Annotated in this window: 9 protein-coding genes; 6 read left to right on the forward strand and 3 right to left on the reverse strand. The window is 42.1% G+C overall.

From position 1 onward, the window contains the following. Window positions 1-94 precede the first annotated feature (94 nt). The 4 genes from AOG27_RS06745 to AOG27_RS21505 are packed head-to-tail and all read left to right on the forward strand — an operon-like array spanning window position 95 to window position 1,700. Window positions 95-601, forward strand: a complete 507-nt coding sequence (locus AOG27_RS06745; protein ID WP_054552256.1) for a ZrgA family zinc uptake protein — start codon at window positions 95-97, stop codon at window positions 599-601. Continuing rightward, the gene (locus tag AOG27_RS06750; RefSeq protein WP_054552257.1) at window positions 594-1,061 is read left to right on the forward strand and encodes a Fur family transcriptional regulator; all 468 of its coding nucleotides are present in this window, start codon (window positions 594-596) and stop codon (window positions 1,059-1,061) included. Before AOG27_RS06745 ends, AOG27_RS06750 begins: the two co-directional genes overlap by 8 nt. Window positions 1,062-1,121: 60 nt before the next feature. After that, window positions 1,122-1,520 (forward strand): MerC domain-containing protein, encoded by a 399-nt coding sequence (locus AOG27_RS06755; protein WP_054552550.1) that lies wholly within the window; start codon window positions 1,122-1,124, stop codon window positions 1,518-1,520. A gap of 36 nt (window positions 1,521-1,556) precedes the next feature. Further along, window positions 1,557-1,700: a hypothetical protein gene (locus AOG27_RS21505; protein WP_161804344.1), complete on the forward strand. Its 144-nt coding sequence runs from the start codon at window positions 1,557-1,559 to the stop codon at window positions 1,698-1,700. A 31-nt stretch (window positions 1,701-1,731) separates the two neighbouring features. Here the strand turns inward: AOG27_RS21505 and AOG27_RS06760 are convergent, their stop codons facing one another. Next, window positions 1,732-1,977 (reverse strand): DUF3297 family protein, encoded by a 246-nt coding sequence (locus AOG27_RS06760; protein WP_171040424.1) that lies wholly within the window; start codon window positions 1,975-1,977, stop codon window positions 1,732-1,734. A gap of 279 nt (window positions 1,978-2,256) precedes the next feature. On the opposite strand from AOG27_RS06760, the gene AOG27_RS06765 reads away from it, so the two are divergent. Both AOG27_RS06765 and AOG27_RS06770 read left to right on the forward strand, forming a co-directional pair. Then, a complete protein-coding gene (locus AOG27_RS06765) occupies window positions 2,257-4,341 on the forward strand; it encodes a TonB-dependent siderophore receptor (RefSeq protein WP_054552259.1) in 2,085 nt (694 codons plus the stop codon). Beyond that, window positions 4,331-5,476, forward strand: a complete 1,146-nt coding sequence (locus tag AOG27_RS06770; protein WP_054552260.1) for a DUF1624 domain-containing protein — start codon at window positions 4,331-4,333, stop codon at window positions 5,474-5,476. Before AOG27_RS06765 ends, AOG27_RS06770 begins: the two co-directional genes overlap by 11 nt. A 60-nt stretch (window positions 5,477-5,536) precedes the next feature. Here AOG27_RS06770 and AOG27_RS21905 read toward each other — a convergent pair whose 3' ends face one another. Next, a complete protein-coding gene (locus AOG27_RS21905; RefSeq protein WP_054552261.1) occupies window positions 5,537-10,477 on the reverse strand; it encodes a S8 family serine peptidase in 4,941 nt (1,646 codons plus the stop codon). A 262-nt stretch (window positions 10,478-10,739) separates the two neighbouring features. Next, window positions 10,740-11,939: an ATP-binding protein gene (locus tag AOG27_RS06780; RefSeq protein WP_152967121.1), complete on the reverse strand. Its 1,200-nt coding sequence runs from the start codon at window positions 11,937-11,939 to the stop codon at window positions 10,740-10,742. Window positions 11,940-11,944 lie beyond the last annotated feature (5 nt).

An 11,944-nucleotide genomic window follows, 5' to 3' on the forward strand; every position in this document is an offset into this window, starting at 1 on the left:
ATTGTTATAATGTATCAAGTGTGAATCGATGAATGAGTTTTATTCTTTTTTGTAACAGCATATTTATAGTGAGGTAAATGGAGTGGTTCGGGTTATGAAAGCAGCAAAATTAGCAGTGCTGTGCTTTATGGTTGGATGTATTTTTTCAGCTCAAGGGCATCAACACCATCACCATTCACATGGTGAGGGAGTGCTTTTTGTGGTTCATGATCAAGATAAGTGGCAGGTTAAGTTCATTTTACCGGCTGGAGATATTTTTGGCTTTGAACATCAACCCGAAACAGCTGAACAAAAGCAAGTCATTAAAAAAACATTAGCCCAATTAGCAAATTCAAAGCAGTTAGTAACATTTAACGCCGAATGTAAGCTTATTCATGCTAAATTTGAAAACCCATTTGAGCATCACACTCATCATGCACATCAAGACCTTGAAGTTGAATACTCGTTTAGCTGTGATAAGCCCGTTTCTAAAGTCACTGTGACTCTATTTGCATGGACTGAAGCCATATCTGTTATCGAGGCGCAGTGGATCACAGAGCAAGCGCAAGGTATAGCAGAGCTGACTGCAACAAAGCCTTATATTGAGTGGCCGCATGAATAAACAGCGATTAACCAGCACACTTAATAAAGCAAAGCAGGTTTGCCTTGAGCATGGCAGAAAATTCACCGTTCAGCGCAAGCAGATACTGCAAATATTACTAACCACAGACGTGCCGCTATCAGCATACGAGTTGGCCAGTTGCTACAAGCTGCGCACAAGCTCTAGTGTATCTGTTATGTCTGTTTATCGAATCTTGAGCTTTTTGGAGTCGGTAAACCTTGTTCGCAGGCTTAATAGTGCTAACAAATATATCGCTTACGGTACCGACAGTGAGGTTTTTAAGCGTGAGATTTCTTTGTTTTTGATTTGCCGTCATTGCCAAAAAGTTGAGACTTTAGCGGTTTCACAAAGTGATGTTGCAAAGCTTTTCCCTCACTTTGCTGATGTGGGCTTTACCTCACAAACAAAGCAATTTGAAATGATGGGGGTATGTAGTGAGTGCCAAGCTAAACTTGCTTGATGCACTTTTTATAATTCATGTGTTCTATTTTTTAGGAATTTTTCAGTGAAATTACAATTAATGATGGATAAGTTTGCCATCGGGTTATCAGCTATGTGTGCGATTCACTGCTTAGCTGTGCCAGTATTATTAGTTTTATTACCAAGTGCCGCTGCACTGGGTTTAGGTAACGAGCAATTTCATTTTTGGATGTTGGCAGCAGTGTTGCCAAGTAGCTTATTAGCGCTATTTTTAGGGTGTAAAAAACATAAACGATATCAATTATTTATACTGGGGGTTGTGGGTCTTGCTCTATTATTGTCGGCTGTAGTATTAGGCGAAAATATCATTGGTGAAGCTGGTGAGAAAGTGCTGACCTTATTAGGGTCGTTATTTGTAATTGCAGGGCATTGGCTTAACTTTCGCTTATGTAATACAAAAGTAGATGAACACTGCCCTTGTCCTAGCGAACAGCGATAGGTTGCAGAATAAAATTGAGTAATGAGTGTTTAACTGATGACTTTAATTAGAGAGCTTTTTAATCGGCAGATACTTGAATTAGTGCTGATGATAACGATTGCAGCGGTGATCACCGCCTTTATTCCCGCAATAGAAGCTTATAAGCAGGCCCTACATACAAGCTTGTCGGCCAATAAGTGATTGACCAACACGCTTGTTCAGTAAAACTGATTTACTTGTAGAATACTTCTACAGTCCCTTTTACTTTTAATAGTAAAGGTTGGCCGCGGCGATCAAGCGCTTTTGGTGAAGCGATTTTGATCCAGCCTTCGCTGATATTGTATTCTTCAACGTCAAAACGCTCTTTGCCGTTAAGTTTTACACCAATTTCATGCTCGAAAACTTCTTCCACATAAAATTTACTACGTGGGTTGATAGAAAGTTGGTTTGGTAATTCTGGTTTTTGTGTATCAGTCATAGTCGCGATCTGCATTGAATAAATTGTGCGCCATTGTAGGCAATAGCTGACATTGGCTCAAGTATCTACATGGCAATTTTATTGTTTACTCGCATGCTTGTTCTGAATGCTCAACGCACATGGCAACGGCTTCACTCTTTTGTCGAAGTCGTGTGTTAAGCAGTAGTCAAAATGACGGGTTAAAAATTAGCAATAAAATGCATTGTTATACTATAACCCATTTTTTATTTATGTTATTTTATAACAAATCATTTTGCTTAATTTCTACAATCAGACCTTATGAAGTACTCAACACTAAGTTTAGCTTTAGCTGCGACGTTTGCAGCGAATACCCATGCAGCTGATAACAGCGATATCGAAACAATCACCATTGAACACAAACAGGCGTTTCGTGGTGATATTCCAACAAAAGATTTACCGCAATCGATCACCACATTAAGTAAAGACATGATGACTGATAACGGTATCACTAAGTTTCGTGATGCACTGGATTTTTCTGCCAGCATTACTCGCAAGAATAATGGTGGCGCGCTGTGGGATAGCTATTCAATTCGTGGTTTGTCGGGTAACGAAAATATGCCGTCTGGGTACTTAGTTAACGGCTTTAGTGGTGGACGCGGCTTTGCAGGCCCGCGTGATGTATCAAACATTGAATATATCGAAGTATTAAAAGGGCCGGGCTCAGCATTGTATGGCCGTTCAGAGCCGGGTGGTACCGTAAACATTATTACTAAAAAGCCTCAGTTTTATCAGCAAGGGCAACTTCAAGCTGAGTTCGGTAGCGATGATCACAAGCGTATTCAAGGTGATTACACTAACGGTCTAAGCGATGATTTAGCATTTCGTATCAATGGCGCATGGCAAGATAGCGATAGCTTTAGAGATTATGTGCACCACGACAAATTCGTGATTACGCCTTCGCTTTATTATCAAATCAACGATAACTCATCGCTGACCTATGAGTTTGAGTATGTTGACCAACAGCAAATGTATGACCGCGGTATTGTGGTGTTAAATGGTGATTTTGATACCGTGCCTGAATCACGCTTTTTAGGTAACCCAAATGATGCACCAACCAAGGTACACTCACGCGGTCATCAATTAAATTACAGCAACGATCTAAACCAAGCTTGGAGCTTGTTATTAGGTGCCAGTTACCGTACTGCAACGCTAACGGGTTATTCGTCAGATGCTGAGCTGTCACCATCGCGCCAGTCATTATTTGATGATGGCAGAACCTTAACTCGCCAACACAGATACCGTGACTATGAGTCTGATGATTTATCGCTGCGCTTTGAATTAAGCGGCCACTTTGATGTTGCTGGTATCACCAACCATGTAATGATTGGTGTTGATGGTTACGACTATGAGCTGCGCACTGGGCTTTATCGCTACCGTGGTGGTAATGGCACTTACACCATTGATATTTATGAGCCAGAGTACAGCACTACTGAAGGCCCTGAAGTGGGCATGCAGTACGAAAATAACGAACAGCAAAATGCTTACGGTATTTACCTGCAAGACCAACTAGATCTAACCGATAACTTAAAAGTGATGTTAGGTCTGCGTTTTGATGAAATTGAACAAGATATTTTTGAGACTAAGTCTGGTGTGGCATCAAACAGCAAAGAAAACCGCATTAGTCCACGTTTTGGTGTGGTTTACGCACTTAATGACGACATTAACCTTTACTCAAGCTATTCAGAAGGCTTTTTACCACTGAGTGGCACCGATGCAGAAGGTAATCCATTCGGTTTTGAAGAAAGTGACTCGTTTGAAGTGGGTGTTAAATTTAGCTACGCCAATATCAGCGGTACGCTTGCTTATTTTGATGCAAGCAAGAGCAACATGCTGGTGGCAGATCCAGTAAATGTGGGTTATTCAATACCTGTAGGTAAAGCAAATAGCACAGGTTTTGAGTTAGATTTAACAGGTTCATTGGGTGACAATACCGAGTACACCCTATCTTATGCTTATGTTGATGCCGAGACTGCAACAGACAGTCTAAATGTTGATTGGTTAGTGCCAATTCCTAAGGGCAGTCCACTTGTGAACGTACCAAAGAATAACCTTTCGATTGGCTTAAACCATGATCTAAGTGTATTCGCACAAGACATAAAGATTGGTGGTCATTATCAATATGTGTCTGACCGTTTGGGCGATCCGGCTGATCTTACCTTCCGATTACCGAGTTACCAAACTGTTGGTTTATTTGCTAAATGGCGAGCGACTGAACGTACAACGGTATCACTGAATGTTGATAACGTGTTTGATGAGCAGTATATCGCCAGTTCTTACAATGCATTGTGGGCCTACCCAGGTGCGCCCACACAATTTAAACTTGGCGTAAGTTATGACTTCTGAGCAAGTTAAAAGCCGTATTCACAGTATCGACATCATGCGTGGTGTCGTTATTCTGCTGATGCTACTTGATCATGTGCGAGAGCGGTTTTTTTTGCACATGCAGGTGGCCGATCCCATGGTGGTTGATACCACTTCGCCAGGGCTTTTTTGGAGCCGCTTTGCTGCACACTTTTGTGCGCCAACCTTTATCTTCTTAACTGGTTTGTCGGCGTGGCTTTATAGTCATCCCGCAAGTGGCGTAGCGCGCTCAGCACGCAGCTTTTTAATCAAGCGAGGGCTTTTTTTAATCGCCCTTGAAGTGACCCTAATTTGTTTTTCGTGGATGGGTTACTACCACACTATTTGGCTGCAAGTGATGTGGGCGATAGGCCTTTGTATGCTGGTGTTAGCAGCATTGATTAAGCTGCCACGCAACCTATTGCTGGTGCTTGGTTTAGTTATTGTATTTGGCCATAACTTACTGACGCCAATCAGCTTTACGCCCGATGAGTTTGGTTACTCGCTGTGGACGATTTTGCATGATCGAGGCTATCTATCACAAGGTGGTTTAATCGACGTCAAAATTAGCTACCCAGTGCTGCCTTGGATTGGCGTAATTTTGTTGGGTTACTGTGCAGGTCCTTTATATGCGCATACTCAATCGGCGGATTCACGTAAACGAGCATTGCTGCTGTTAGCGCTGTTATGTGTGGGGTTATTTGCGCTGCTGCGTGGGTTTAATATCTATGGTGAAACCTTGCCATGGCAAACGTTTAGCACCACAACCGAAACCGTGATGTCGGTGTTTAATGTGACTAAGTACCCACCGTCACTGAGCTTTTTGTTGATCACGTTAGCAGGTATGTTTGTAGGCTTGTGGTTATTTGAAAGACCACTCAACCGCTTTACTAATGCGCTACGTGTATATGGCTCTGTGCCTATGTTCTTTTATATTTTCCACCTCTATGTACTGCTATTTATGTATCAAATAGGCATGCTGATCTGGGGGGCAAATCAAGGACAATATTTAGGAGTCAGTGATATATCCGGTATTTGGTTTATTACTTTATTGTTGGCAATAGGGCTATATTGGCCAACCAAGAAGTTTAGTGAATACAAGCGTAAGGCTAACAAGCCTTGGTTAAAGTATTTATAACGAAAAATGCCGATATGTTAAACATATCGGCATTACTTAACTATCCTAATTAACTCGTCCTTAGTTAATCTGAGATCTTTTACGACGAAGTGCCATCAGTGGTGCAACTGCTAGTAGTAACCAGCCGAATGAACCGCTTGATGATTTCTTGTCTTTTTCAATTTCTGTCTCTGGGATTACTGCCTCAGGGAAAGTACAGCTACCATTGTCAGTATTAGCGTTTTCATCATAGTTAGTTGCTGAGCTGTCAGTACAGCCAAGCTCTTCACCATCAGACATCACTGATAATACAAATGAGCTCATTGCTGCATCAGTTGGGTTAACGTTGTCGCTAACCTTTACTGTTACATCAATATCACCATGGAAGTGCGCCGCAGGTGTAATAGTCACAGTGCTACCTGAAGTGTGACCAGATACTTCATAAGTGAAGTTTTCACCTAACACCTCGATTTGGTTGCTCACTTGGTTTTCGTCAGCATAAAGCACGTCAAAACTAATCGTTTCGTTCTCTGCGACCGACATATCAGTTAAGCCTGCCATTTCTAGGTTACCGATAACTTCAAGCTCAAGGGTGATGGTTTCATCATCTGCACCTTCTAAGCCGTTCACTAAGGTTAGTTGGTGAGTTTGGTTTGCTGCTTGTTCACCAATATAAGCCTGGAATTTTACGTCAAACTTAGAGATTTCAGGGCCTGTGTAGTCAAGACACACAACTAGGTCGTCGTGTAAAACTTCATCCATATTATTAAAGCCTAGCTTGTTACCGATATTTAAATCGATGGGTATGTCACCACTTATGAAGGCTCTGCCATCAGCGGCTTTTAGGCCAATAGAGCCCTGAGCATCGGCTAGATTAATATTGTCATACGCAAATAGTAGCTCATACTCACCTGGTTCATAATCAATCCCCATTCGCATAAACATCTCTACATCAATAAGTTGACCTTCGGTGTTGCTGCGTTGAATGTTATCCCATTCAAGTACTAACCACTCACGTGAAACTGTGTAAGTAGGGGTGATACCCGCATTGGCATCATAATTACCATAACCACCGTCCACACGCTCTGGGATCATGTTGTCACCAACCCAGAAAGGAGCGATAAGGTATGGCGGCGGAGGCGGCTGAGTGTAACCTTCTGGTAGGTCAACATGAAATGGTGATGTGCGACCTTGCGAACCAAATGTGACTAAGCCTACGGGGTTGAGCTTTATAGCATCAAAATGATACTTATTAAAAAATGGAAATGACACATCTAGATCTGTGTTCATTAGTTCTTTAAACGAGTACTCAAACTCATTGTAATATTGACCTTCAACTCCCTCAAGTGTTCGCCAGCCAAGTTCTCTTAGCTCTAAATAGTGAGGATCAGGCGAATGAGCCGCGGTTAATGAGCACATTTCATCGGTGATATTGGTAGTAATATTATAATTTCGGCCTACATCTTTTGTGGTTTCTTGTATGCCTACTAACGAAAGCATATTGTTATCTAACACTGGTTCAACAGGCGTTGAGTGTGTTGCAACAAGGCTATCAGGTATAATATTGATCCCATTAGGGAATTCTGTATTGAGCGCAAATTGACGTGCTTCATCCTCATTATTGGCAATGACACTAATTTCAAAGTCGACTAAATCACCGACAAATGTTTTTTCTTTGCTCGCCGTAAAAGTAACGTCCTTATCAACTTGTTCGATAATCACAGGTACAAAACCAAGATTGCCAATATCTTCTGGATTACTACCGATATCAAAGCCACCGAAGTAGATATCTCCTACTTCCATATCAGGTAAATTGTATGCAAGGTCAAGCTCAAAGCTATCGTAACCTGCTACGCTACTTGGTCCTGTAACAGTAAGTGAGCCATTGTCAGAGGTTGTAATTGCGGTTGCAAATGAAACTTCTATTCCTTCATCTACTTCATTGTAATCGTAGTTTTGCAAGTTCATATACAGAGTAAAATATTCACCTGCTTCAGGGTCTACAATGTTACAGAAGTTTGTAAGTGTATAGCTGGTTGACATACATAGTGTTTCTTCAAATGAAGCAATGCCATCACCATTACTATCTTTACCCATAAACACCAATACGCGAGATTGTTCATTCATAACACTGGCGCTCAGCATTTTTGCGTCTTCTGGTACAGTGGTCCACTGAATGTGGTTGTTGTTTACAGCTTCACCGTCGACATCAACGCTATCGAATGGGTCGCCTGGTGTGGTGTCGTTGAATAGGTGTACGGTTTCAACTTGGCCTTTTACTAAGCCGTATGACTGTGTTGTTAAGTTGCTTATTTCACCCGTATTGAAAGGTCCCATTTTCATTGTTGCAGAGCGTCGGTGTGCGTCAATTTGAATAAATTCAGGTAAACCGGTGTCACCGGCAAATGTCCACACTGGCATCTCTAGAATCGGTGACTCAGGGTTATTAGAAGTCATGATGACTTGACCTTGATTGCCCGTGTAATCAATTAACTCTTGCGGCGTTGCTTGTTGGCTTGCTTCCACAGTAACAATGATACTTTGTGTTTCGCCAGCCCTGATATCAAAGCTGCTTGGCTCCACCGTTATTTTGCTGTTACCAATCCAATTTTCGGTATGTAGAGTCCAGCTTGCGTCTTCAGTTGCTGTAAAGGTTCTGATAAATGTACATTTAAAGCCGCAGTCATTATCAACCATGTAAGCCGTGTTTAACGCTTTTTCGCGGCCACCAAGACTTGGGTTTGCAGCAGCCATGTTAGCAATACTTTCATCAAGCAATAAGCCTGTTTTATCTGCTCGCTCAACTTGCATTTTACCCGCACCCATTTCAGCAAGTGCTGCATCAAAGCCATCGTCTGCATAATTGTTTAAGTATTGAGCAACTCCTAGCTGATTATTTGCAGTTAACATCAATGCAGATTGAATTTGCATTGGCGACCAGTCAGGATGAGATTGTTTTAACAATGCTGCCGCGCCAGCAACGTGTGGGCTCGCCATTGATGTACCAGACATAGATTGCCAATCTGAAGTTGCAGGGTTATTTGTAAACGGTTGATCGTCTGATGATGGTGCGTAAATATCGACCCCAGGGGCTGCTACATCAACGAGTAAAGTATCAAAGCCAAAGTATGATGGACCACGACCAGAGAAATAAGCAATGCGGTCTTTATCCACTGCGTCTACGGTGCCCTCGGTTGCTTCAATGGTGCCTACGTGGCTGTCGCCTACGCTCAACCATTCTAGTAAGCTTGTACCATCAACATTTTTAATATGTATTGTAGGGATTGGGTAGGAAATAAAAGGAATAGTATAGCGATCATAAAAGGCACTTTGGTTATACACGATGAGGCCTTCAGCACCGCCCGCTTGTACATTTAATGATTTAGAATATAACGGATAAGAGCTGCGCTTACATACCACAATGACATCTTGTGCGCTTTCGTCAATAGCGGTTGCAGGATCATCAACTAAATCAAATGTACCTTCAGGGAATGGTTTGTCACAGTTAGCAAGTGCATAGCTAGAACTTTCATTCGGATTTTCAAAATCAGTCGCAGCAACAATTAAACCTGTTAACTCGTTAAAGTTGACACCAGCACCTTCAAAAGGACCTGGCGCTGAATTATCACCACCAGTTAAGTTTTTAAGTTGTTTATTGCCAAAGTTAACTTTGCTTGCAGGACTATATGCTGCAACAGTGGTAACCCAAGGAGAAGAGTGATCGGCCGTTGAATACTCAGGGCCGCTGTTACCTGCCGCTACAGCGACAAATACACCACTTTCGGCTGCATTCATGAACGCTTGCTCAATTGGATCGCTCCATGGATCTTCTTCAAGACCGCCTAATGAAGCATTAAGTACATCAACATTATCAATGGCAGCTTGTTCAACGGCAGCTAAAATAGCGCTTGTTGGACAGCCTGCGTATGGGTCGCCAGAATTACCCGGCCAACATACTTGATATGAAATGATATTGGCATGGGGTGCCATACCAGATACTTGCGGGAAAGTTACATTGGTTTCTAAACCTGATGATTGGCTTTCATACTCAGTCAGTTTGTAAGGAATATCGTATAGGATATTACCCGCTGCTGTACCAGCAACGTGTGAGCCATGGCTATGATAGTCTTCACCATTTTCTGGGCGAGTCTCTTCAAATACCGAATCCACATAAGCTGCGGTGATCTCAGGATAAGAATAAACACCAATTAGCTTGTCGTTACACAGATCAGCAAATTCAGCGGTTGCACAGTCACCTAGGTACTTGTCGCCTAGTGGGTTGGTGTGAGTGTAGCCATCGCCGCCTACTGCTGCGAATGATGGGTGATCGGTATTGATACCTGTATCTATGATACCTACAACCGTGCCTTCACCTTTGTTGCTGCTAGGATGGCTAGCACTTGCGCTCCAAAGTGCAGAAGCACCTGTTTGCTCAATGGTATTAAAGGTATTTAGGCTGTAGATTTTTGAGCGAGTGATTTTCTTCACGCCAGCCACTTTAGCTAGGCGCTTCGCTTCATCTTGTGTCATTTTGGTGGTGAAACCGTTTAATGTCACATTAAATGTGCGCTCAACATTTAGTTGTAAGCCTTGTTGACTCATTGCTGTATTAACAACTGATTGGCGCTTACTTGCTAGGTGATTAGCGTAGCTTGCAATAACAGGCTGCGTCATATTAAGCGTTGAGCGCGTTGATGCTTGTTGCGTCTGCATTACCACATCTTTAGTGCTCGCAAGCCCTTTAACACCACCTTGGTAAGTCGAAATTGGTGCATCGTCTAGTTGCACGATATAAGTTTGAATACCACTAACATCTTTCTCTGGTGTGAAAACGCGGCTTTGTTTTTTAACTGTGTTGTTAACCTTTTCTTCCCACACAAATTCATTGCTAACGGTTTGTTTTGGCGCATAGCCTGCCGGCTGTTCTGGCCATACTTGGTCATTTAGCGCAGCAGCAGACGTACCTACACCTAAGTAAAGTGCAGATGCGACCATCACTGATACTTTTTTCATATTGAACATGTGATCTAACTTCCCATGGATTTTATTTTTTTGGGGCAATTCCTAGCGGAATAGCAAGTTGGCTTGTAGTTATGTGAATTGAAATACAAACTAAATGTTATGGTATAACAAATCTTTTTTAGCCAACAAACGAGCGGTTTTGGCGAAAAGCTATAAATATTGGGTTTTTCGCTTAAAAACCTTGCTGAATAGTTAAATATGTATGTGTTTTCATCAATAAAGCGTGAATAAATGGTTCACTTTGATACAGATTGATACATTTCTATAAAGGAAAGATGGGCCTAAATAGGATACTTGCTCTTGCTCCGCTTAAGGTTTGTGCGTTATCTAAGCTAAATTTTGCGTTATTCCATAGGCACAGTTGCTTAACGATTAATAAGCCTAGGCCAACACCTTGGTAGCCTGTTTGGTGCACCGAAGCGGTTTTTGAAAATGGCTGCATAAGGCTAACGCGCTTGTGTTCTGGGATCCCCGGACCATCATCTTCAATCACTAACAAAGTGCCGTTTTTGCATTGTGAAAGCTTGATAAGAATTTGCGTTTTAGCAAAGCGAACCGCATTCCCGAGTAAGTTTTGCAATAAGCGTTGAAAGCTTTGTTTATCAACGCAAATTGTTGTTAATTCGCAGTCAAGACGAATAGCCAAAGGGCTATAGCTTTGAAACTTTGTAATGCAGGGCTGTAATAGCTCCTCTGGGCAGTAGTCTTTCACTAACAAGGTGGGCTCGCATTGTTCGAGCTCGGCATAGGTTAAAAACTCTTCGACTAAAAGCTCAAGTTCAATAATGTCTTGCAACACACTGTGTCGGTAAGCATTGTTATCAACGACTGCTTCGAGGGCGAATTTAGCTCGCGATATAGGCGTTAAAAAGTCATGGGAAACAGCATTGATTAATTCACGCTGGCTTTGATTACGGTTATGAAGCGCTAATGCCATGTTATCGAAAGTATCGCCAATGCTCTTTAGCAGGCTAAAACGTGTGAAGTGCACTTGTGCTGTAAAGTCGGCGTTAGATATTTTACTACTGGCTTTGCGTAGCTTATTTAAGTCAAACAGCAGTGGACCTGTAAAAATCACCACAGCTAAGGCAAGGCTAGAGTAAAACAGTAGGCTCACTAAAGACTGATAACCCTGATCAGCAGGCTGGCTGTAGGGGCCAATACTTAATAAGGTGTGCCTGTCATCAGCTAACTTATGAAAGTAAAGGTTGCTATTGGCATCGTTAACACTAATTACCTGACCTGCTAAAAGTGATGCCTGTAATTGTTCACCAAGGTAAAAGTTTGCAAGAGGTGTGTGTTTAATATCAGGGTTATTGGGCGCAAGACTCAATATACTCTCTGCTAATTGCTGCTCTGTACTGTAACTCGGTGGGGTTGGAAAATAGGTTTCTAGTAACCAAGCGGCACTCCCTAGACAAATTGCTAGCGTTAAATACAAATAGCAAAATAGGCGTAGCAAACTGC

The organism is Pseudoalteromonas lipolytica (assembly GCF_001306915.1).
Lineage (GTDB): Bacteria > Pseudomonadota > Gammaproteobacteria > Enterobacterales > Alteromonadaceae > Pseudoalteromonas > Pseudoalteromonas simplex.

Coding starts and splice junctions, on each gene's coding strand:
- AOG27_RS06745 (WP_054552256.1), top strand. CDS start 95: ATGAAAGCAGCAAAATTAGCAGTGCTGTGCTTTATGGTTGGATGTATT.
- AOG27_RS06750 (WP_054552257.1), top strand. CDS start 594: ATGAATAAACAGCGATTAACCAGCACACTTAATAAAGCAAAGCAGGTT.
- AOG27_RS06755 (WP_054552550.1), top strand. CDS start 1,122: ATGATGGATAAGTTTGCCATCGGGTTATCAGCTATGTGTGCGATTCAC.
- AOG27_RS21505 (WP_161804344.1), top strand. CDS start 1,557: ATGACTTTAATTAGAGAGCTTTTTAATCGGCAGATACTTGAATTAGTG.
- AOG27_RS06760 (WP_171040424.1), bottom strand. CDS start 1,977: ATGACTGATACACAAAAACCAGAATTACCAAACCAACTTTCTATCAAC.
- AOG27_RS06765 (WP_054552259.1), top strand. CDS start 2,257: ATGAAGTACTCAACACTAAGTTTAGCTTTAGCTGCGACGTTTGCAGCG.
- AOG27_RS06770 (WP_054552260.1), top strand. CDS start 4,331: ATGACTTCTGAGCAAGTTAAAAGCCGTATTCACAGTATCGACATCATG.
- AOG27_RS21905 (WP_054552261.1), bottom strand. CDS start 10,477: ATGTTCAATATGAAAAAAGTATCAGTGATGGTCGCATCTGCACTTTAC.